Source organism: Microcoleus sp. FACHB-1515, assembly GCF_014696105.1.
Lineage (GTDB): Bacteria > Cyanobacteriota > Cyanobacteriia > Elainellales > Elainellaceae > JAAUTJ01.
Map to the genome: position 1 here is coordinate 1 of NZ_JACJPO010000017.1, position 18951 is coordinate 18951.

The following is an 18951-nucleotide window of genomic DNA, read 5'->3' on the forward strand; positions in this document are numbered from 1 at the left end:
GCTGCTGCGGCGAAAATAGTGGGTAGGTGACTGCCTGTGAAGATAGCTCAGTGCCAGGATGTTATTAGCTGCATACAGGGGGGAAGATTGCTCAACCAATCTTCCCCCCTGTGCCTATTTTCGCTGTTGCCAAGCCCGCATTTTGCCAGGGTTTAGTAAGCCGTAGGGATCAACCATTTTTTTGAAGGTTAGCTGAACGGGATCGATCTCCTTACGCCCGCCATCTTCAAGAATGTATGTGTGAGGATTGGCAATGAACGCGCCTTGAGCTTCATGATAGTGAATAATTTCGTTGAGACGATCGACCGTGCTAAACCGTACAATCTGTAAAGCGGCAGGTACAACTACACCGTCGAAGCGAATAAATTCTAGATGCATCATGACCTCGTCACCAAAGCATTCATACATATGTTGTACGAGCTTTAGTTCTGGGTCATACGGAAATAGGGTTTGTAAGTAGGTAAGGCTGGGGTCAACGCTGCGAGCGTGTAGTGTTGTATGGTTCCAAGTGTACTCCAGCAACATTGTGCCTTTTCCAACTTCTTTGGCGGCTTTTTGATAGCAGATCTCGCCGCCGAATTTGCGTGCTAGTTCACTCAATGGTTCGCGGCAAGCTTCGGCTACCATCAGCATCGCGATCGCTTTACCCCCACGAATCGAGTCGCGTAGTGCTGCAAAATATTGAGGGATTGGGTCGGCACAAATCGTAATGAGTTTCTTGATAATGCCGTCTGAGTTGCCCAATGCCTGACCAAAGCGAGCAGCAGTCATGAAGTCAGGAAAGGCGACGATCGCTTCCATCCAGGGGTAGGCAGCGCTGAGCGGAATTTCCAGTTCGGTGATGATGCCGTTGGTGCCGTAGGCATGGTTAACCTTTTGTACTTCGTCGCCGCGTAGCTCAATGACGCGAGGTTCGTCTTCCATCGTTACGACACGAACCGCATGAAGATTGCCGCGATCGCGTAATTGCCCGAAATTGATTGAGCCGATGCCGCCTGATCCACCGCCAATGAAGCCGCCGATGGTAGCGGTTCGATAGGTTGAGGGAGCCATCCGAATTTCCCAACCGGATTCGCGGGTTTGCTTGTCAATCTGACTAAGTTTTGCGCCTGGTTCAACACAAGCTAAGCCTGGTTTGATCCACTTGATGTCCTGCATTTTGGTTAGATCAAGGATAACGCCGCCCTCAAGTGGAATGCACTGCCCATAGTTTCCGGTTCCTGCGCCGCGCACCGTAAGGGGAATGCGCTGCTGGACACAGGCTTTTGCAACTGTAAGAACCTCGGCTTCACTTGCTGGACGCACAACCAGATCGCCAACTTTATCGCTGAGTTGAGCTTGTAAGACGGGACTGTAGGAGTAGTAGTCTTTCGATAGCTTTGCTACCTGCGCCGGATCGCGAATAATCTCGATGCCTTCGATCGCTCCTGCGAATGCATCCCAATTAATTGGCTTTGCGGTTGATACAGCCATTAAAACCTACCTTTTATTGATGGTGCTGTTGTCTAATGTAACCATCTTTTGATTGCGTATTCTGGTGTCGATATTACTTTTACGCGCTTGTTCTGCTTCGTAAGCGCCTCAAGAGTGGCTGATCGCAAGCACTGAGATGAACGGGTAAGAAACAAGCTTTAGAATCTCAACAAACGGATTTTTAGCTGGGCAGTATTCATGAGCAAAAACCAGCGTTAGATTTTCTTGAACAGCGCTTTCTCAAAGCGTCAGACTGGGTTGTTGATCGAGGTGAGCGTCATTAATATCTGATGAGGGGTTATTGCTTGAAGGAGTAGCGATCGATAAGCATTCGCAAGTTTGCAAAAGACCTTTTCAATGAAAGCTATGCCAGTCTATTTTCTTTTGCTTCTCGATGAACCGATCGATACTTAATGTGAGTTCTCAATAAGAAAAGGCGAGGGAATGCACCTGTCGAACTTGCTAAAGCCGACATTCCAGCGGAGGGTGAAGGAGATAGAGACTGCTTCTACTCTATCAACCCTATACTCCTGTGACGCACAATCAAATTTTTACTGACATAACAGATCGCTTTTCAGCACAATGCCACTAAAACCCAGTGATTGCTGGAGCCTGTTCAACTTGAACCGTTGGCAGCGAGTCGTTTTGGACAGAGGCGGCATCAGGGGCAGAGGTTGCCGGAGCAGTTGGACTCAGTTGCAGCAGGGCAGAAGCCGAAGGGTAGTAGGTAGACCAGCGCTGCGGGTCGGGCAGTTGTCGCCACTGTTCTCGCGTCACTTGCAGCGTCAAAACTGGAGCTGCCAAGCCGCGATTCTCCGCTACGATCGTTACGACGACCGATCGCACCAGCAGATCGCTGTCAAACAAGCGCTGTGTAGCGGCTCGTGCGGCGGCTTCAGCGCGACGCTCCAAGACGGCATAGCTTTCTTCGGCTTCGCGCTCTAGCGTTAGGGTCAATCGATTGGCGCTTGCTGCCGCGATTCCTTGTGCAGATCCTGGTGCAACAGCCACGCTGAGTACGCTGGTAAACGCGATCGCCACGACTGCACCCCAAACGGTAAATCCGCACCTCTGTTTCGCTTCCATTGCGATCGACCTAACTGGCTTAATGTCGTTTTCATGCTGCCAAGTTGCGCTATTGTTGTCAACAAATTGGGAATTCTACCGTTTGGTTTCTTAGGCAGACGGACGAGGTAGCACAACCATGACAGGCGGCATTCAGGCGGCATCCGGGTATGCTGTTGCGATCGGAATTAATCAGTACGAGCATTTTCAGCCGCTTCACTATGCGGTGCGAGATGCACAGGCCGTGCAGACTTTCTTGAAAGAGTCGCAGTTGCCGATCGATCGCGCTGGACAGTCTGAACGAACTCGCGTTGTGCTGCTGGCTGACAGTTCGCCAATGGTGCAGCAGGGCAACACCTATCCAAATCGTGCCAATGTTGAAGCTGCGATCGACTACATTATCCGTCAAGCCCAAGCCTCTGATTATCTGTGGATTTTCTTTAGTGGCTATGGTGTCGAAGTCAATGGGCAAGATTATCTGATGCCGATCGAAGGTGATTCGGTTCGCGTCGAGGAAACGGGCATTGCGATCGCGCAACTTTTCTTCAAGCTGCAAGCTGCCGCCACTCGCAATATATTGGTGCTGCTGGACATCAACCGCAGTCAAAGCGCAACCACCAACGCCAGAATCGGCGAACAGACGGCAGCGATCGCGGCTCAAACCGGAATTGCCACAATTTTGTCCTGTCAGCCTGACCAGTTTTCGCACGAAACCCTAGCGCTCCGACACGGCCTGTTTACGTCAGCAGTGCTTGAAGGATTGCGCTACGGCAACTGCACCACGATCGATCATCTCGTGCAGTTTCTTGATTCTCGTCTGGTGGAACTGAGCGAACACCACTGGCGACCCCGCCAAGACGCTATGGCGATCGTGCCTGCCCCGCAGCGCTATCAGCTTTTGTGGCCGCGATCGCAGCCTATGCTCGATGCCACATCCACCAACGGCAAGCAGTCCGTTCCCCTTTCTGCCACGCTCGAAAACGGCCATGCTGATTCAGCCGGAACTCCGGAGCCGACTGTACCCATTGCGATCGCCACAGGTTTACCCGATCGCCCCACCGTGCCGACCAGCACCTTACCACCCGGTATTGTGTCAACGGCAGTTGTGCCAGTGTTGCCGCCTGCTGCAACTAATGGAGCCAATCAAGATGATTCGCACTTTCAGCGATCGCTGCTGATGCTGGGTGGCTTGCTGTTTGCGCTGCTCTGCTTGGGCGTGCTGTTTCAAAATCGCACCGAATTTACGGAAGCGCCCACTCCGACCACCAACGTCAATCCAACCGCTGCGCCCACCACAACGGCAGTTTCTCCCACTGACACGCCCACATCACCCACGTCCACGTCGCCACCTGCTCCGACCAGAGCCGCTACGCCGCAGCCACAGCCGACCCGACCTGTTGCATCGCCTACCCCAACTGTCACCACACCTGCTGTTACCGTTGCGCCTGCTGCTACGTCCTCTTCTGACCTGAATGCGATCCGGGCGGCGCTCGATCGATCGCTTGCGGCCTCACCCACCACCCAAATTTCTGCGTTCAATCAAGCGATTCAGCAGGCTCGCCGCATTCCTAACACCGATCCGGCCTATGCCCAAGCCCAGCAGGATATCGATCGCTGGAGCGCTTTGATCTTGCGCGTGGCAGAACAGCGAGCCAATCAGAGTAACGGCGGCTCAAGACAGCGAGCTGTGCAAAATTATCGATCGGCAATCGATGCAGCCAAACTTGTTCCGCGCGATCGCCCTACGCTGTATGCTCGTGCTCAGCAATTGATCGCTGCTTGGAATCGTCGCATTCAGTAAGAGCAAACTAAGAAACGAGAGAAGACACAGGTTCCTCTCTCGTTTCTACTTCATCCGTCAAGGCTTAGCCGATCACCCACAGTTCTTCACCGTTGCCTGCCGCTCCGGTTGCTGAGCCAGGAGCAGCAGCGCCATTGTTGGCTGAGAAGAACAGCCGACCGAGCAGACTGGTCAACTGCGTGGTGGACAAAGAGCTTTGCGCTCCTGGCAGAATGTCGAACGCGGTGCGTGTTCCATCTGCACTAATGCGCCAAAGTTCAGTGCCAATCTGCGTACCGTCTGGAATTGGTGTGCCAGATGGGATCTCGATGCCGCCCAAGCTCGGTGCCGTTGCCGTGAAGTACAAGTTTCCGGTGTCATCTGCTGTGAGATTTTGCGGATTAGAGCTAGCCGTGCGCCCTGTTGGAACGTCGTTGTCTAGAATCGGCGTCGCGTTCAGGTCAACTAAGGTTGGCTCTCCTGAGCCGCTGTAGCTCCACAGTTCTACACCGCTGGTTCCATTGTCAGCCGTGAAGTATAGCGTTGCACCGTTTGTACTGTTCACCACCGTGAGTTGCCTTGGATCAGAACTCGCATCGCTGGTGTCATTGGGCTTGAGATCGGCAACTAGCTCGATCGCGCCGTTGTTCACCCGCCAGAGTTCTCGTCCGATCGAGTTGCCTGCTTGCGTGCTGGTGGGCGAAGTGCCAATCGCCGTAAAGTAAAGCTGACCATTGAAAACCGTGAAGTTTGGCGACCCACCAAAGATATTGGCGGTCGGATCTTCGCTGATGCGAGCCGTGTTCGCTGGTGCATTATTTACTTGAACAGCTTGCGAAGCACCTGCCGCAAGGCTCCAAAGTCGATCGACTCCATCGCTTCCCTGTGCCACAAAGTAGATATCCGTTTGCCCGGATGGATTGGTGACACCAAAGAAGTTCGTCGGCGTGGAACTGCCGCCACCTTGAACCACATCGATCGATTCAGGAGCTGCTCCGGGGCTGGTGATGCGCCACACTTCTTCGCCAATCGCGCCGACCTCCAGCAAACCATCTGCACCCGCAAAATAAAGCGTGTTGCCAATCGCCGTCAGCTCGCCAATCCGGTCAAGGTTGCTCAGCCCGGAAACGGGTATTGTGCCGCTAGCCGTACCGTTCGATTGATACAGCACCGTGCGCGATCGAGAGGTTGGGTTGCCGTTTTCGTCGAGGACTGGGTTGCCGTTTTGATCGAGAACCAGTTCTCGACCTGTTGCAACAAAATACAGCGTATCGTTGACGTTGACAGGCTGGCCGGAGATGGAAAGCCCTAGCTGGCCTTCAGTGCTGGCGAGCGTGAAGATTTGCTCGGTTGCGCCTAGACCATTCGTGCGCCAAAGTGCCGTCTGACCATTACCTGTGCTGGCAATGAAGTAGAGGACATCTTCGTTGTTAAATCGGCCTGCCACCAAGTTTGCATTCGTATCGAATACCAAGTTTCTGCCGAGATCAACTTTCTTGACGCTGCCCAGTGTGCCGAGTTGTGCTGCGTTGCGGCCATCTGCTCGCCAAAGCGATCGCCCAGTTGGATCGCTTGCGACAAAGAACAAGCTGTTGCCCACAACCGTAAATTGCGCGGGACTGGACGGGCGGCGACCTGGATTAATGTCGCGGGCGATCGTCGGATTGTCGTTGCGAGGCTGCGTGTACATGATCAGGTCATACAGCACACCTTGGCTCGCAGGGTTAGAATCAATCCGCAGAAAATAAGTACCCGGTGGCAGGTCATCAAGGGTGCCGCCAAAGCCGTCGCTAATTCGGTTTGCGCTCTCGCCCTCACCTTCAATTCTGGGCGGCTGGGCAATTTCTTGAGCAACCTGCTCGCCCAGAATCAGCCGATTTGGGTCGTTCGGGTCGGTGGCTGAACGGAATAGCGCAACATTGACCCGACCCTGACTCGGTTCAACCGTGACGCTGGTGAAGTTGCCGCCTTCGGGTACGGTGAACTTGTAGTAGTCGAAGTTGTCAACGCCTCCGACGAATTCTTGACTGAAATTGAAGGGAGCATCGATCGAGGTGGCTACCAGATCGCCCGTAATGTCTAGCGCCTCTTCTGGCGTATTGAGGGCGCGATCGACCGGGCTGGCAGAATAGGTTAGCCGATAGCTGCCACTTTGCCCACTGGCTGCGGGAAAAACGCGGATCAGATAGTCGCCTGCTGCAAGCGGTTCGGCTGGCGTGCCGATCGCAATTGCTTCATTGGCATTGCCAGAGTTTGTCGAAGATCCGACCAGCGCGTTGCTGGCATCTCGAACTTCCACATCTCGAACTTCCACATTTAGATCGGCAGTCAAGTCGGTCAGGCTGAGATTGAAGATTGCGCCTCTGCTGAAGACTGCGTTCTCCGGAGAAATGGTGAATCGGTAGTAGTCATTGGGGTCGCTGCCGCCCACCGTGTCGAGAATGACGCGATCGGTAAAATCAATTTCGATCGGTGTTGCTGAACCGGGCGAATTGCCGCCGCGATCAGTGCTGCCGCCGTTCTCGCCGCCGTCCTCACCTCCATTGTCTGTAATGGGGGAAGCCGCAGCCGCTAGTCTGTAGTTGACGCGACCGCGACCGCTGCGATATTGCACGCTGAGGTAATACTGACCGGAATCGAGCGTTCTCGTCAGCGATTCGGCGGCATTGCCAGGGCGTCTGGCCGTTCCCAGATTTGTAATAAATTGATTGCGCTGCTGCCGGGTGAGGCTGGCAAAGTTGGTGTTGCCGATGCGCCGCAGGGCACGATTGGGATTTTTGAGCGAAAACAGTTGAACATCAACGTTGGCACCGCGCTTGATGCGGGAGAGATTAATCTGCACGCTGCTGCGGCTTGTCAGGCGAAAGCTCCGCAGGTCAACGCGATCGTTTGTCTGGACAGAATCATTTCTCCGAAAAGACGGTGTGACTAGGATATTTCTTGCTTGTCTTAGCCTTTCGTCTGCGACCATGAATCCTCTCCGCGCTATTGCAACAGCAGATAGCATTCCCGCTTGCTGCTCAAAAGCAATCACTGTTACAAAATTTTTGGAGCTTGGCTTTAGCTCAGCGGAGCCGATTGGCGATCGAAACTGAGCCGCAAAATCGAGAAAGTCAAAATTAGCAGAAACAAAGCCAGCCCGATCGTGCAGGCATAGCTAATTTCCAGCTTTGTGAAATTTTCGTAGACGTAGTAGACGATCGTTTTGGAACTGTTGCGTGGGCCACCCTGCGTCATCACATAAACTTCTTCAAACACCTTGGTCGCTGAGATCGCAGAAATTACAGCAACTAGAAAGATGTACGGCTTCATCAGCGGAATCGTGATGTCCCAGTGTTTTTGCCAGCCGTCTGAGCCGTCGATCGCCCCTGCTTCGTACAGCTCGGCAGGAATGGCCTGAAGTCCGGCTAGATAAATCACCATGTAGTAGCCCAAGCCTTTCCAAATTGTCACGGCCATGACGCTAAACAGAGCAAGACGTGGACTGGTCAGCCAGCCGATTCTTGACAGACCAAAGCCTTGAAGCAGTTGATTGATCAGTCCGGTTTCATCGAGCAGCCAGCGCCACGCAATTCCCGCCACCACCATCGAAATGACAACGGGCGTGTAGTAGGCAGCGCGAAACCAGCGGATGCCTGCAAGCGCTTGATTGACGAGGATCGCTAGACCCAGCGGGGCGATCGCCAAAATTGGCACGACGCAAATCAAGTACAAAACGGTGTTCCACAGGGTTTTGCGAAAGACCGGATCTTTGAGAAGTCGCTGAAAGTTGTCTAGCCCAATCCACACGGGCGGCTGCGTAATGTCGTACTCGTACTGCGTGAAGCTGAGGAAAAATGCTTGAACGGCAGGATAAAACACGGTCAAGCTCAGCATCAGCAAAGCGGGCAGCAAAAACAAATAGGGCGTTGCTTTCCGCAGAATTGCCGATCGCTGCTCTTTCTTCATGTCCAAAAGCTGCATTGCTTCGCTCCTGTCGATCGCCCTGATTGCTCGGCTTTGATTGTTGCCCTTATTGTAAATCCAGCCGCATTTCATTCGAGGCGACGAAGCTCAAGCGATCGTACTCTGCTCAGTTCGACGCGATATTCGCTTCAGAAACATTGTTATTGCGGTTATCGCGCCACTGAACAAAGTGCTGGGCGATCAGGCGATCGTCGGCTGGCGTTGCGGTGCGAATGAGGAACGGTGGGGACATGAGGCAAACAATCGATCGAACCGCGAAATCTCGCAACTAACTTCTGGAACTAATTTCCAAAAATTTCAGAAATTGTTTGGCGCAAGCAGGTTTAATATAGTACACTTGTACCAACCCATAATTTTTTATTGCTGTTACGACAAATTGCGATTTTGTTTTTCCTCATCGCCCCATTCGGAGGAATCCGCCTGTGCAAACTCAACCTGTGTCCGCTCATCCTCAGTCTCTCACACTGCGCCCCCGTCGATCGAAATGGCAGCAGTGGATTGTGCCACCTGCCCGCTTTTCCAATGCGCTCAAAGATGCGATCGTTTGGATTGCCGCTGCGGTTGTTTTGCGCCTGGGCGTTCGCTGGCTGATCGTTGCGCTGCCTGCTTTGTGGCCGATCGCCGCGCTGATTGTGATGGCTCCAGCGTTGAGTGCAGCGTATTTGGCAAGTCGATTTCCCCGCTTGAGCTTGGTGCTGGGCTATCGATCGCTGTTGATTCTTCTGGGTTTGATGTTGGGAGGCAAGCTATGAACCCAATTTATCCACCGCCGCAGTCGCTCCAGCGTCCGATTCGCAAGCGACGCAAGCCGCGACGCAAAGGCGCAATTTTCCTGGCGGGCAGTTCGATGTTGGCCGCAGGCTTGCTGTTTGTCGATCTGCATGGCGTCAAGCCGAATGCACCGAAAAGCGTGTGTCAGCAAGTAATTCAGGCGCGATCGGTGTTGTCGCGAGATGAATTAGCAAAGCTGCTCAACGTGCGCGAACGCAGCAGCAAAAGCGCAGTTCAAGCGATCGTGAGCGAACCTTATTGCAAGCTTGCGCCGATCGAAATTCGGGCTGGAGTCAGAGCCGATCGCGAAGCTTACCCGCTGGCCTTTGACCCGAATACCTGGCTGGTTGTGCTGTATGAAGGAGATGAATATGCAGGGTATGACTTTGCGATTCGTCGCTAGCGCGATCACGAAGTGCTCCCGGTACGGTATCGGCTTGCTGCTGGCAAGCTGCACCGCAACCGCCAAAGTGGAACCACGCGCTATTCAAATTCAGCAGGCGTGGCAGCTACAGCCCGGAGACACCATCGGCGGACACCGCGTCATTGCCGGACTGGGAGATGTATCGATCGAACTGAACGGCGACTGGGTGTATGCCCCATTTGATGGACGAGTGCAGCCTGCTCAAGCTGAAGACGAGTGCGTTATGTTCTCCAGTCCGCAAATTCCCGCTTACCTGGTGCGACTGTGTGGCCTGTCGCGTCCACAACTTGGCGAAGTGCGGCAAGGAGAGGCGATCGGTTCTGCCCAAAATTTGGGATTCGCGACGCTGCGCCGCCTCCCCGATGGCAAGTGGGCAATGGTCGAACCGTCTAACCAACTGATTGAGCAAACGCTGAGGAAGCCGTGAAGAATTCGTTCGTGCTGCTATTGAGCTTTGTCGCTGTCGCGTTGGGAATCACGCCCGCAGCGGCAAAACCTGCCGACATCGGCTTAAATTTTGACCTTGCTCCCAGTGCTGAGCCAAAGCCCGTCGTCTCCGAGGTGCAAGAATCCGTCGCAACGGCTGCCGCGCCCGAAGTCAAGCCGCTCGATCTGCCCGATCGCGCTGCCCAAATTCCTCAAGGCAACGCCCGTCCCCGCAAGCCAAACACTCTAGCCGAACTGCCACCGCCACCGCCCGCTCCGCCACGACCAACGGTGACTGCTTCGATCGCTCCTGAGCCTGAACCTGCTCAAACCGAAGCGATCGCGCCAGTTGCGATCGAACAAACCGCGATCGCACCACCCGACGCTCAATCTTCGCCACCCGACACTCAATCTGCTGCACCCACTCCGATCGCCACACCCGCCCCGTCCGCCTCGACTCAGGCCAACCTCGACGCGCTGTTTGCAGGAGATGAAAATTCACTGGTGGCGCGATCGGTCGGCAGTGCAGAAGGCACACGCACTCCGGATGGCGGACGTACCTGGGCTTATCGCGGCCACACCGATCCGGGAAATAGCGCGTGGAACCTGGGCACGTTTTCCTATCAGCACGGTGCAGATTCACCGGAAGAAGCCGATCGCAAGCAGCTTGAACGCCTCAACCGCCAAGCCCAAACGCTGCGCCAACATGCTGCCAATCAAGGCATTACCCTGACGCTTGAAGAAGAACTCAACGGCATCGATCTTGCCAATCAATCGCCTCGTGCTGCTTTGAGTTCCGGCGGCTACATCGATCGCCTCCGTCAAGCTCGCGACATGGGGTTGCAAGGCTCGGATGCGGTTTTGTGGGCACGCACTCGCGCTTTTCTTGATCCCAGAACCGATCGCTGGAATGCTCCTGGATTGGGCAACAACGTCCACAGCATCACTGCCGACCAAGACCGCCGCCGCCGTGCGATTGCACGAGCGATCGAAGTCCAGCCGCAGATTGCCGCCGTTCCCGCAACGGCTCCTGCTGAACCACAAATCGCCAATTCGCCAGCGGCTCGCCGCGAAGATGCTGGAGCGCAACCGCAAGAAGCGCCGCAAGAAGCGATCGCCAACTTGATCATCTCGCTCGATCTGCCGCCCAGTTAAGCAAATGAGCTTTAATACTTTGCAGTGGTTGATGGGCTGAAATTGGAAGGACATTCGCGATCGTCCTGATTTGCTAGATCAAACGTATTATTTTCTGCAATAAACTGTTAAACTTTTATGCAGATTTCGATGCTGCTTAGATCGAAATCCTCTGCTAGCTTGGATGGGTCAATCGCATCTTGGGGAGTTGCCCATGCGTCAGATCAACTTTCTCGTCATCTTTGTGGTTTGCCTAGCGCTCGTGCTGTTTGGCATTGAAAACACTGAACCTGCGGTCATTCACGTTGTTCAAGGTGTGGATGTGCAAGCGCCCTTGTCGATCGAGCTTTTGCTGGCAAGCGGAATTGGTGCAGTGCTGGCTTGGGTGTTCAGCGTTTGGACGCAGATTCAGCGATCGATCGAGTCGCGAACAGATTTGCGGCAGCGCGAAGTTCGCATTCAAGAGCTTGAGCAAACCGTGCAGCGCTACAAGGTCGAACTGGAAGAACAGCGCTTGCTGCCTGCTTCCCAGTCGAATTCGCCAGCCGAAGCGTATGCCCAGTAGCTCATGCCGATTCTTGATCCGCTCAATGCTTGGAGTTTGTTGATTCCCTTGGGGCTGCTAGGGCTGATTGTTCTAGCAGCCGTTTACTTTGTTCGCCTCAGCATTCGGTGACTTTATGACTTCGCTGGCCGACAACGCGATCGCACTGCTGCTCGACATGGCCGAACGGGGTGAACTTGATCCCTGGAATGTGCAGGTGATCGAAGTGATCGATCGCTTCTTGAGCCAGCTTCAACCTTCTGCAACGGGTGGACGCGCTGCTTACGAAGCCGATCTGTCGCAGTCGGGTCAAGCGTTTCTCTACGCCTCCATGCTGGTTTTGCTCAAGGCTGACAGTTTGGCTCGCGCTGCCGAAGCTGCTGAAGCTCCGCCAGAAGAAGAGGAATTCTTGGAGCTGACGAACGATAGCCCGCTACCTTTGCGACTGGAGCGATCGCTGCGTCGCCGTGCTGTTGCTCGTCCGCCTCAAAGTCGGCGCGTCACCTTGGCCGAACTGATCGCTCAGCTTGAAGTGATGGCAACCACGCTGGCCGAACAAACGCCCCGCGTTCGTGCCCGCCGTCCCAAGCCACATTCTCGTGCTGAAGCCGTTGCTTCGATCGCCGATCTTGCCCACGCGGAAAATTTATCAGAAGTTGCCGCTGCGATCGAACGATTTTTGCGCGACCACTGGAGCGAAATTAATCAAGGACAAGACTGGATGGATTTTGAAGCGTTGCTCGCAGCTTGGGCACAGCCAGGAGTGAATCCGATTCCCAGTCATTCGCCGCAGGGCGATCGCGTCGCTGTCTTTTGGGGACTGTTGTTTCTCTCGGCTCAGTCGAAAGTGGAACTGGCGCAAACTGAGTTTTATCAAGATTTGCAGGTGCGATCGCTCTGCGCTCCCGGAACGGTATCGTGCAGCGCAGAGGGAACGGTTGCATCTGCTGATCTGGCCGATCTTTCACTGGCTCTGCTCGATTAACCTGCTTCCACCAAATCAGATGCAAATTCTGCATAAATCGGTTTAACTTGTTCTAACGGTAAAAATTCGACAAAAATTTTACGGCTACTCCTCCCAGAGACTAGAAGAGTGTGAAAGACTGGAACAAGCTCATCGTTGAGCGCGTTCCGTCAAGTCGATCGAAGCTGAATCACGCAGGACACAGAAGACATTTATGAAAGCCATGATTCTGGCAGCCGGTAAAGGAACCCGTGTGCGTCCCATCACGTACACCATTCCCAAACCGATGATCCCGATTCTGCAAAAGCCCGTCATGGAATTCTTGCTAGAACTCCTGCGGCAGCACGGTTTTACCGAAATTATGGTGAACGTGAGTCACCTTGCGAACGAAATCGAAAGCTATTTTCGCGACGGTCAGCGGTTTGGCGTACAGATTGCCTATTCATTTGAAGGCCGCATTGAGCCAGATGGTCAACTGGTTGGAGAAGCGATCGGCTCGGCGGGAGGAATGCGCCGCATTCAAGATTTTTCGCCGTTCTTTGACGATACGTTTGTCGTGCTTTGCGGCGATGCGCTCATTGATCTTGACCTGACCAAAGCAGTGCAGTGGCATCGGGAGAAGGGGTCGATCGCCACCGTTGTGATGAAGACTGTACCTAAAGAAGAAGTCTCCAGCTATGGCGTTGTCGTCACCGACGAAGAAGGGCGGATCAAAGCGTTTCAGGAAAAGCCAAAAGTCGAAGAAGCCTTAAGCAACTGCATCAACACTGGCATCTATATTTTTGAGCCAGAAGTGCTAGACTACATTCCCTCTGGCGTCGAGTTTGATATTGGCGGTCAGCTTTTTCCCAAGCTTGTCGAAATGGGCGCACCCTTCTACGGCATTCCGATGGATTTCGAGTGGGTTGATATTGGCAAAGTGCCCGACTACTGGCAGGCCATTCGCAGCGTCCTAAATGGCGATGTTAAAAACGTCGATATTCCCGGTCATGAAGTTGCTCCGGGCATCTACACGGGTTTAAACGTTGCCGTCAACTGGGACAAAGTGAACATCAAAGGCCCGGTCTACATCGGCGGCATGACCCGCATTGAGGACGGCGCGACGATCATCGGCCCGACGATGATTGGCCCCAACTGCTGGATCTGTAGCGGCGCAACCGTCGATAACAGCGTGATTTTTGAATACTCGCGGCTCGGTCCCGGTGTGCGACTGGTCGATAAGCTGGTCTTTGGTCGCTACTGCGTCAACAAGGATGGAGATGCGATCGATGTTCAAGCTGCCGCCCTCGACTGGCTGATCACCGATGCTCGTCAAGTGCTGCCCAATCAACCGCCTGCGGAACACCAAGCGATCGTTGAACTGCTAGGCAGCGAAGGTCGCTCTGGATAGCTTCACAATCTGAATAGTTTTACGGGAGGGACACACAAGCTTGTGTGTCCCTCTTTATCTTTCCTTGTCCTCAGGATGCTCCTGCCGCCAAATCTCATAGAGATCCGGGCGGCGATCGCGCGTCCGTTGAATCTGCTGCTGTTTACGCCAGCGGGCGATCGCTTCATGATTGCCCGATCGCAGCACATCCGGCACACTCCAACCGCGAAACACCGGAGGTCGAGTGTACTGCGGATAGTCCAACAGTCCCGCCTCAAAGCTTTCAAACTTGAGCGAATCCGCCTTTCCTACCGTCCCCGGCAGCAGACGAATGACGCCGTTCACCAAGGTCAAAGCCGGAATTTCGCCACAGGTCAACACAAAATCACCCAGCGACACTTCTCGCGTCACCAAGTTCGTTACGCGCTCATCGACGCCTTCATAGTGACCGCAAATTAGCACAAGCTGATCGAAACTTGCGAGTTCTTGAAACATCGACTGTCGCATTGTTTCACCCTGCGGCGTCAGCAAAATCACTTCACGACGCGGCAAAACCGGAAGCGATTCAACAGCCGCAAAAATCGGCTCCGGCTTGATCAGCATTCCTACACCGCCGCCATACGGTTCGTCATCAACGCGGCGATGCTTATCAAGCGTGAAATCACGCGGATTCGTGAGGACGACACTGGCGATTTGGTTGGCGATCGCTTTCCCCAACAAGCCAGAACTCAAGGGAGACGCAAAAAAATCTGGAAACAGCGTCACAATGTCAATTCGCACAAGATTCAAAAAGAAAAGCCGTTGTCAGACTTCACTATAGTTCTCTCTGTGCTTAGACGATCGCAAAAACAAGCTTCGCATCTCGCTCAATTAGCTTGGGTTGTCGTTTTCTGGATTGAAGCGGCGATCGATCAAGCGGCGACTTTCGATCGGCTGACCGTTAAGACGAGATCATGCTCTGAGTCTGCATTCAACTCCTTCAGCCTAGTTTACCTCTGAGCGTGGGTAGTGACAGAAAAGGGATACCACAACCGCAGGCTTAGCAGGCAGTTCTGGGCTTCGCTGGGTTTAATTGGGGTGAACTGCTTATCAAGCTGTAGTCAAGCGCCGTATTGCGCTGCTCCGCCCGCCTGATTTGAATTTCTTTATAAAAAATCAAACTTTCAACTTTAAATTGTGAAGCCCAAAAGTAAAGGCTTCCGCAAACCTACCGGAATTGCTAAGCTTCCAAAAGCTTGAATGGGAGGAATCGCACCAGTGGAATTACAGTATCGTTCTTAAACTTCACCTCTGTGAAATTACGGTAAATTTCAAGGTGCTTGGATTTTCCATCTCACATCTTCCAGAGCCGACGTTTGATTAAGACTTTTGGAATCGCTTGTGATATCTTCCCAGCAACGCGCATAGCGTATAAGCGCAAACTCAAATCTCGCTTCATGGTGCACTACAGCGATGAGTTACTTAGATGAGCGTTATTTTTTGCTCAATGCAAGTTGCTTTTAACCGGAGCGCAGCGCATCAAAGCGTATTAGTTATTGCAGTCACCAGGTTCCGTTGATTTTAGGCGATCTACATCCCCATTACTGAGCAAAAGCTCCAAGTTCTCATTGATTAGGCCGAACACTATCGATCGCACACCGCACCTACCTTAGTTGCTGAACAATCGAAGCTCAAACGGAGTTCATGCGAAATAGATGTAAGAGTCTACCAAATTTGCAAGCTTCACAGTCCGCTTCTCACACCTGATTGATGCTCCTGTTGACATCAGCGTCGATGAAGTTTACTGCTTAAACTTAAAGCTGGCTTTGCACAAATTTTGGATAACTTGACGAATGCCTAGTTTTTCATCGCAATTTCAACATCAATTCAAACAGTGCCAAATTAGTTGACTTCTATGCTGATTGCTGCTCACTCACCTGGCAGTTCAGCGGCTAGCCGAAATCACTATAAAACAATGAAACCCAGCATCATCCACGCAAGTGTTACTGGGTTCTAAATCTGTTTTTTGACTGGATAAATCACTCAATGAGTAACGATAAAGAAGAGATTAACACACATGAAGATTATGTTTTTTTCCGGAATTTCACTGCCTCTTCAATAGACTGCGATTTCACGATGGACTACAATACTGAGCAGTTCAGTAATTACACTACAAGTGATTACACCTAGGCTTGCTAAACCCCAATAGCTTGTTTGCAGATATGCAAAGAATTGGAGCAAGCTCAGAAGATGAATTTTCGCACTGGCATCTACATAGCATCTACTTGTTCGATCGATTTGACGGAGCTGGGTTGCAGCGACGACAGCAGTTTTGAGAAGAAGATCTTCTCTTTGAAGTATTCATCAATTGTATCTTCGTAGGCTTATTGTATGCTTCGACCTGTTCTAACCATCTTCTTTCAGTTTGATCCGCTCAATCCTTCGATCGGAGGAATCCAAACTTGCATCAGGTACATCATCAAATTTGCACCACGAGAATTTCAGCTTCGTCTTGTCGGAATTGCACGTGATTCTACAGTTTCTACTGGCGAATGGCACACAGTGGAACTGTTTGGCAGAGAGTTTTTGTTCATGCCTCTGTTTCACTTGAAGAACGACAATGTTCGACGATTCATACCGACAACAGTGCGGTACACATTAGCACTTCTCAAGCAAAAGATCGATTCAGATTTTCTACAATTTCATCGGATTGAGCCGACCCTGGTTACTTCTCGGTGGCAGGGTCGAAAAATTCTCTATATTCACAATGATATCTACCAGGAAGTCAAGGGAGAGAAGAGACAGGGCGGCATTTTGTGGCGGCGTTTTCCCTGGGCTTACTTTGCGATCGAGCGCTTTCTTGTGCCCCAGTTCTACCAAATTTTTTCTTGCAATTCTGACTCTGCTCAACTCTACCGAGAACGCTATCCTGAAGTTGCCGATCGCGTTTCTTACCTGTCTAATACAGTCGATGGAGACTTGTTCTACGCCTTAAGTCCCCAAGAGCGTGAAGCAGGCAGAAAGCGCTTCGCTCAAAAGCTGAATCTGCCCGAAGCAACTCGCTTTATTTTGTTTGCAGGTCGTCTCCACCCCCAGAAAGACCCGCTTCTGTTGCTACAGTCCTTTGCTGCTGTGCAAGAGCCAAATGTTCATCTTCTCATTGTGGGTGAAGGAGAATTGGAAAATGATATTCGCGCTGAAATCGATCGATTGAATCTGACAAATCAAGTGACGCTGCTTGGTCCACTCAAGCAAGCTGAGCTAGCTGATCTGTACCGAATTTGCAGCATTTTCGTGTTAACCAGCGTCTATGAAGGTTTAGCAAGAGGCAGTATTGAAGCACTCGCTTGTGGAACTCCTGTTGTTACGACCCGCGCTGGTGAAACGCCTAAGTTTCTCAGCCATACTCAGGGTGGAATTGTCTGCGAAGAACGAACCTCAACTGTGATTGCGAATGCTTTGAAGGAAGTATTGGTTCATCCGGAAAACTATCCTTCTGAAGCTTGTGTGCATATTGCTCAACCCTTTGACGCTCAAAGCGTTGTTAGCGGTATCTACTCTGAACTGCTTGAACGCTGGAAGCATGAAACTCATGAAACCTTGAAAATTGAAGTATCGGCGTAAAAGCGATCGATACTTTGCTTTCTCTTCCAAGCTTTCAACAAGATAACTTCTACTTTCATTCCCAAAACTTCTCCATGAAAATTGCAGTCATCGGATCGAAAGGTTTGCCTCCTAAGCAGGGTGGAATTGAACATCACTGTGCAGAAATTTACACTCGCATGGTTGCACAAGGTCATTCTGTTGATTTGTACGCTCGACCTTCCTACACCGATCAAGCTTGGGGTCAGCGACAAAACTACAAGGGGATCAACGTGATCAGCCTGCCATCGATCAGCGTGAGGGGAATTGATGCTTTTGTTAGCTCTGCGATCGCCGCGATCGCTGCCAGCAAAGAGCAATACGACATCATCCACTTTCATGCACTCGGCCCGGCTCTGTTTAGTGCGCTACCCAAAATTGCTTCTCCTGCCAAAGTCGTCGTTACCTGTCACGGTTTAGATTGGCAACGCGCAAAATGGGGCAATATTTCCAGCCGTTTGATTCGCATGGGAGAACAAAGCGCGGTTCGTTTTGCAGATGCGATCGTCACCGTGTCTGAAGATCTTCAAACTTACTTCATGGAAAGCTACGACAAAGAAACGACTTACATCACAAACGCTCCTGCTAGCTATGTGGAGACCGATTCTGACTTTTCCTACGTTCAGTCTTTGGGCTTACAGCAAGATCAATACATTCTTTTCCTGGGGCGACTTGTTCCTGAAAAGCGCCCTGAACTGCTGATCAAAGCGTTTCAAGCACTTCAGCCACCGGGGTGGAAGCTTGTTTTGGTGGGGAACAATAGCAACACACCCAGCTACACCTCGGAGCTATTTGGGCTGGCAGGCGAAGATCCAAACATTCTTTTTGCGGGAGAATTGCGAGGCAAAGAATTGGCGGAAATGGTGAGAGGAGCAGGCTTGTTTGTTCTGCCTTCAGATGTGGAAGGACTGCCGCTAGCAATGTTGGAGGCAATGCAAGAAGGCATTCCCGTGCTTGCCAGCGACATTCCTGTGAATCAGCGGCTACTTGGTAAGGATCGAGGCATTCTTTTCCAAGCTGGCAACCTTGACTCTTGTATTGCAGGTTTGAATCGAGCTATGACGAATCCTCAAGAACTCAAAGCGATCGCTCAGCGTGCAAAAACCTATGTGCAAAAGCACCACAACTGGGACAAGATTACTGAGGAATGCCTGTATGTATATGATGAAGTTCGATTTGGCAGAACTTCATCGCCGACCACAAAACGCTCATGGGTTTTTCGCAACCCGCAAAATCAACCTGCAATTCGCCTGGCAAAATCTGTTCAAGAAAAGGAGAAAATCAAGCTGCTTGAAAAAGCTTAGGTTTTTTGAAACGCAGAGCTTGTGTTCAATTGCTGAATTGACGACAGTAGGCTAGAGCGCTAAACGCATTGTTGAGCAAAGAACGCTTCTCAAACTTTTTGTCTTTACAA

16 protein-coding genes are annotated in these 18951 nt (G+C 52.1%); 10 read left to right on the top strand and 6 right to left on the bottom strand.

Translation table 11 applies throughout. The features are described 5' to 3' along the window. Window positions 1–114: 114 nt before the first annotated feature. Window positions 115–1473 carry an FAD-binding oxidoreductase gene (locus H6F67_RS04325; protein ID WP_190763694.1) on the bottom strand — a complete coding sequence of 453 codons (1359 nt, stop codon included), beginning with the start codon at window positions 1471–1473 and terminating at the stop codon, window positions 115–117. Window positions 1474–2061: 588 nt separating this feature from the next. Continuing rightward, the gene (locus tag H6F67_RS04330) at window positions 2062–2559 is read right to left on the bottom strand and encodes a hypothetical protein (RefSeq protein ID WP_190763695.1); all 498 of its coding nucleotides are present in this window, start codon (window positions 2557–2559) and stop codon (window positions 2062–2064) included. 118 nt (window positions 2560–2677) lie between these two features. Here H6F67_RS04330 and H6F67_RS04335 point away from each other — a divergent pair, with 118 nt between their 5' ends. Continuing rightward, a complete protein-coding gene (locus H6F67_RS04335) occupies window positions 2678–4339 on the top strand; it encodes a caspase family protein (protein ID WP_190763697.1) in 1662 nt (553 codons plus the stop codon). A 64-nt stretch (window positions 4340–4403) separates the two neighbouring features. Here the strand turns inward: H6F67_RS04335 and H6F67_RS04340 are convergent, their stop codons facing one another. The 3 genes from H6F67_RS04340 to H6F67_RS28045 all read right to left on the bottom strand — a co-directional run bounded on the left by H6F67_RS04340 (window position 4404) and on the right by H6F67_RS28045 (window position 8516). Beyond that, entirely contained in the window at window positions 4404–7289 is a 2886-nt protein-coding gene (locus tag H6F67_RS04340; RefSeq protein WP_190763699.1) for a hypothetical protein, read from the bottom strand. 89 nt (window positions 7290–7378) lie between these two features. Further along, window positions 7379–8281 carry a carbohydrate ABC transporter permease gene (locus H6F67_RS04345; protein ID WP_242020493.1) on the bottom strand — a complete coding sequence of 301 codons (903 nt, stop codon included), beginning with the start codon at window positions 8279–8281 and terminating at the stop codon, window positions 7379–7381. Between the two features lie 109 nt (window positions 8282–8390). Then, entirely contained in the window at window positions 8391–8516 is a 126-nt protein-coding gene (locus H6F67_RS28045; protein ID WP_277874554.1) for a hypothetical protein, read from the bottom strand. Between the two features lie 190 nt (window positions 8517–8706). Here H6F67_RS28045 and H6F67_RS04350 point away from each other — a divergent pair, with 190 nt between their 5' ends. From H6F67_RS04350 to H6F67_RS04380, 7 genes are all read left to right on the top strand, one after another. Next, complete coding sequence (locus H6F67_RS04350; protein WP_190763701.1) at window positions 8707–9036, top strand: hypothetical protein; 330 nt, start codon at window positions 8707–8709, stop codon at window positions 9034–9036. Next, window positions 9033–9458, top strand: coding sequence for a hypothetical protein (locus H6F67_RS04355; RefSeq protein ID WP_190763703.1), 426 nt, complete (start codon window positions 9033–9035; stop codon window positions 9456–9458). Before H6F67_RS04350 ends, H6F67_RS04355 begins: the two co-directional genes overlap by 4 nt. Continuing rightward, window positions 9436–9906 (top strand): hypothetical protein, encoded by a 471-nt coding sequence (locus H6F67_RS04360; protein WP_190763706.1) that lies wholly within the window; start codon window positions 9436–9438, stop codon window positions 9904–9906. Before H6F67_RS04355 ends, H6F67_RS04360 begins: the two co-directional genes overlap by 23 nt. Next, window positions 9903–11060: a hypothetical protein gene (locus H6F67_RS04365; RefSeq protein WP_190763708.1), complete on the top strand. Its 1158-nt coding sequence runs from the start codon at window positions 9903–9905 to the stop codon at window positions 11058–11060. The genes H6F67_RS04360 and H6F67_RS04365 overlap by 4 nt, the downstream gene beginning before the upstream one ends. Before the next feature lie 193 nt (window positions 11061–11253). Beyond that, window positions 11254–11604 (top strand): lipopolysaccharide assembly protein LapA domain-containing protein, encoded by a 351-nt coding sequence (locus H6F67_RS04370; protein ID WP_190763710.1) that lies wholly within the window; start codon window positions 11254–11256, stop codon window positions 11602–11604. A gap of 115 nt (window positions 11605–11719) precedes the next feature. Next, a complete protein-coding gene (locus H6F67_RS04375; protein WP_190763712.1) occupies window positions 11720–12568 on the top strand; it encodes a segregation/condensation protein A in 849 nt (282 codons plus the stop codon). A gap of 193 nt (window positions 12569–12761) precedes the next feature. Continuing rightward, complete coding sequence (locus H6F67_RS04380) at window positions 12762–13937, top strand: sugar phosphate nucleotidyltransferase (protein ID WP_190763714.1); 1176 nt, start codon at window positions 12762–12764, stop codon at window positions 13935–13937. Between the two features lie 54 nt (window positions 13938–13991). On the opposite strand, the gene trmD is transcribed toward H6F67_RS04380, so the two are convergent. Next, the gene (trmD, locus tag H6F67_RS04385) at window positions 13992–14696 is read right to left on the bottom strand and encodes a tRNA (guanosine(37)-N1)-methyltransferase TrmD (RefSeq protein ID WP_190763716.1); all 705 of its coding nucleotides are present in this window, start codon (window positions 14694–14696) and stop codon (window positions 13992–13994) included. 1845 nt (window positions 14697–16541) lie between these two features. On the opposite strand from trmD, the gene H6F67_RS04390 reads away from it, so the two are divergent. Together H6F67_RS04390 and H6F67_RS04395 are read left to right on the top strand one after the other, a co-directional pair. Further along, the gene (locus H6F67_RS04390; protein WP_313926758.1) at window positions 16542–17519 is read left to right on the top strand and encodes a glycosyltransferase family 4 protein; all 978 of its coding nucleotides are present in this window, start codon (window positions 16542–16544) and stop codon (window positions 17517–17519) included. Window positions 17520–17593: 74 nt separating this feature from the next. Continuing rightward, window positions 17594–18841 carry a glycosyltransferase family 4 protein gene (locus H6F67_RS04395; RefSeq protein WP_190763720.1) on the top strand — a complete coding sequence of 416 codons (1248 nt, stop codon included), beginning with the start codon at window positions 17594–17596 and terminating at the stop codon, window positions 18839–18841. Window positions 18842–18951: the final 110 nt, after the last annotated feature.